The following is a 2,877-nucleotide window of genomic DNA, read 5'->3' on the forward strand; positions in this document are numbered from 1 at the left end:
GGCAGGGGTTTAAACCCCTGCCTCAAAGCGTAAGTCGGTTGAAACCGACTGAAATCAAGAAGTTAGATCGCGTTGTTATAGAATATTTGCTGTTAATTTATTGGATGTGTTAATATTAGCAGTCCGTTTTAACGGACTTTAGCTACTCGCTGTGGGGTTTAAACCCCTGGCGGACTTTCGGGCTGGCGGGCTGGCGGCCTGTGTGGCAATCAAAAATCTTCATGTTTGTACGCTAAATTCTTCTGGATCGGTTCCCCAATTTACCCAGCGAATTGCCTCTTGTGCAGATGTCATATTTGGCGGCACTCGCAACGCATGAATGAACCCGGTGCTCGGACAGGTCATTTTTAACAAAAAAACTGGTAATGGCATCCCCGAGTCGTCGAAATCGTCCTCAAAATCCATTTTTAACAGGGTATATTCCTGCCAAGTGTCTAATTCAATGGCTGCTAGTTCTTGACAAATACGATCGCACCCGATGCCCAGAATTAAGGCTCGCCGAACAAGAGCGTTGTGCTCCTTCAACAGCCATTTAGACTGCCACTCGCGGGGATGCACGCGGCCGTACCATTCGGGTAAAATCGCGCCGTGATAGGCGTAAATCGCCAAACCGTCGGCAAATTGTACGGCGGGTGCTGCTTCGGCGTGTAAGCGGTGGTTGCTGTCTGCGGAAAGTACGATCGGCTTTTCGCACACTACACAAACTTTGTCATAGGGAAAAACCCAGCCGCAAGTCTTGACAAGCGATTCAAAAATTGTCCAGATATTGCCGTAGGAGTGCGCGCAATTCAACACGGAAATGCAAAAATCTAACAAACTGCCACCACCAGCCCACAATTCCGGTTGAATGCAATTATCTAGTTGTTTGTTGAGATGAGCGTATTGCAAATACCGGGCCCGCTGTCCGCTTAAATCGATCGGCAATTTGCTCGCTATTTCCCTCGCTAAATGCTCGCGCAGGGGGCTCCACAGTTGGCTTTGCAGTTGGGTGTAAAGTTCATTTTCGAGTTGATTTTGCAGTTGACGTTTTAGCTGGTTTTCTAGTTGTCCGCGCAGACAAGTCAGCAGTTGTTTTTCAAGTTCGCTGCGCACTTTGCTCTCTAATTGGCTGCGCAGGTGACTCCTGGGTTTGTCTGCGTGGCTGAGGATGACGTTAGCGGCTTGGTAGGGACGATCGCAAAAAATGATTTCCGGTGCTTGTTTGCCGTAGCGAAGCGGGGCGTAAGCCATCGCCCTGTAAGCTAATCTAATGGTTTCCGCAGCTTGAGAGCGATCGATCGGGCCTGTGGAAAGCGCGATCGATCTCCACTTGGATCGATAAACTGGAATCTGAGCCTCTTGTGCTGGCGTGAGTTTTTTAACCTTAGTCTGCGACATACCGCCAGCCTTGGGGTTCGTATTCGCGCTGAATCCGCACCATCCAATTACCTTCGGGAATTGCGATCGCTTTGTGTTCTTCGTGACTCAATAAAGCTGTCGGCGAAAGCACTCGCAAGTACAGAGTACCGTCTTTTTCGTAAAGTTCAGCTTGCCCCTCAACAATCTGGTGAGAATGTCCGGTAACTTCACCTTCGGCGAGTGTTAGATGAGGTTTTTTTTCTCCTTCGATTTGCGGTACCGGGGTGAGAATTACGTCGCCTTGGCGGATGGGTTGCATAGGTTTTTATTAATTTTGGTTGGTAGTTTTGGTCAGTCGAGCCTGATGCGCGGTCACTGCATAATACTAGCATACTACAAACAAAAGTCAATAACCAGCTTTGATAATTTTGGATCTGGCAGAACTGAAACAATCGTTTGCTGAGAGGTTTTATGTTAATTTTGATCGGAATTGCGATCGGCATTATTTTGTCGGCGGGAGCAAGTAGGTATATCAACTTATATGGCTATCCGAGTTTAGGTCGCTTTTTGATATGGATTGCGATCGCGATCGGCATACTTTTATCTTTATTGTACATTGGATTCCTCCTGATATTTAGTCAACTAGATCCGATGCGATTTCGTTTGACAAAGCACTGTAATAATTGTGTCTTTGCATTTGCAAATGCAGATTTTACTGGTGGCGACTTTCAAGGTGCCAACCTCAGTAATTCCAATATCGTCAATGCAAATTTCAGCAATGCCAATCTCAAAAAAGCAAATTTGAGTGGCACAAGAAGCTCTGGGGGAAGCCCTCCCAACTTTCAAGCTGCTAATCTGAGAGAATCAAATTTAACCGATGCTGGTTTACCAAATATCATTCTATCTAATGCTCAACTTCAGAATGCTAACCTGCAAAATGCACACTTACCATACGCAGACTTGAGCGGTACAAATTTGCAAAATGCTAACTTATTCGGCGCGCAACTCAGTAACGCAAAAACTGTGAATGCAGATTTCACTGGCGCCGACCTTAGAAATGCCAAAATGTGCTTTCTTTCCAGCAATCAAATCAAGTTAGATGGAGCAAAGTTAGAGGGTGCAAGAATCACAATTTTAGAGGGAAATCCTGACTTTACACCAGCCCAAAAACAGATACTCAAACAGCGGGGCGCAATTCTGGGGGGGGCTAGCGAACTTTGCTATTAAAGGATGATTTAGCATAACCGATCGCAATTAGTTTTTATTAGCAAATCATTGCTTGCACGTAGCAAAAAATTCGAGGTAGCCTACTGACATTAACAGTGATGGCAAATTAGAATTAGCAGCAACCAATTCTGAAATCTAATAATGTCTCAATCATCTTAGGAAATAACAAAGAAAATTTTACTGCTAATTATACTTTTGAAGCCGGAAGAAGACCAATTTATATTAAGTCCGGTCGATTACCATAACTAAGGTTCGTAGGGGTGCATCTGGTTTTGGAAGAGGGCGAAGCATGACCGCATATAAGTTATTAGT

Annotated in this window: 3 protein-coding genes; 1 reads left to right on the forward strand and 2 read right to left on the reverse strand. The window is 45.2% G+C overall.

Annotated elements, in window-relative coordinates:
- Positions 1–219: 219 nt before the first annotated feature.
- Complete coding sequence (locus QT974_RS33115) at positions 220–1,377, reverse strand: DUF6745 domain-containing protein (protein WP_333472603.1); 1,158 nt, start codon at positions 1,375–1,377, stop codon at positions 220–222.
- Positions 1,364–1,657: a hypothetical protein gene (locus tag QT974_RS33120; RefSeq protein WP_333472604.1), complete on the reverse strand. Its 294-nt coding sequence runs from the start codon at positions 1,655–1,657 to the stop codon at positions 1,364–1,366. The genes QT974_RS33115 and QT974_RS33120 overlap by 14 nt, the downstream gene beginning before the upstream one ends.
- A 152-nt stretch (positions 1,658–1,809) precedes the next feature.
- Here QT974_RS33120 and QT974_RS33125 point away from each other — a divergent pair, with 152 nt between their 5' ends.
- Positions 1,810–2,565: a pentapeptide repeat-containing protein gene (locus tag QT974_RS33125; protein WP_333472605.1), complete on the forward strand. Its 756-nt coding sequence runs from the start codon at positions 1,810–1,812 to the stop codon at positions 2,563–2,565.
- Positions 2,566–2,877: the final 312 nt, after the last annotated feature.

The sequence above is a fragment of the Microcoleus sp. BM001215392 genome (genome assembly GCF_036700185.1).
Taxonomy (GTDB): domain Bacteria; phylum Cyanobacteriota; class Cyanobacteriia; order Cyanobacteriales; family Microcoleaceae; genus Microcoleus.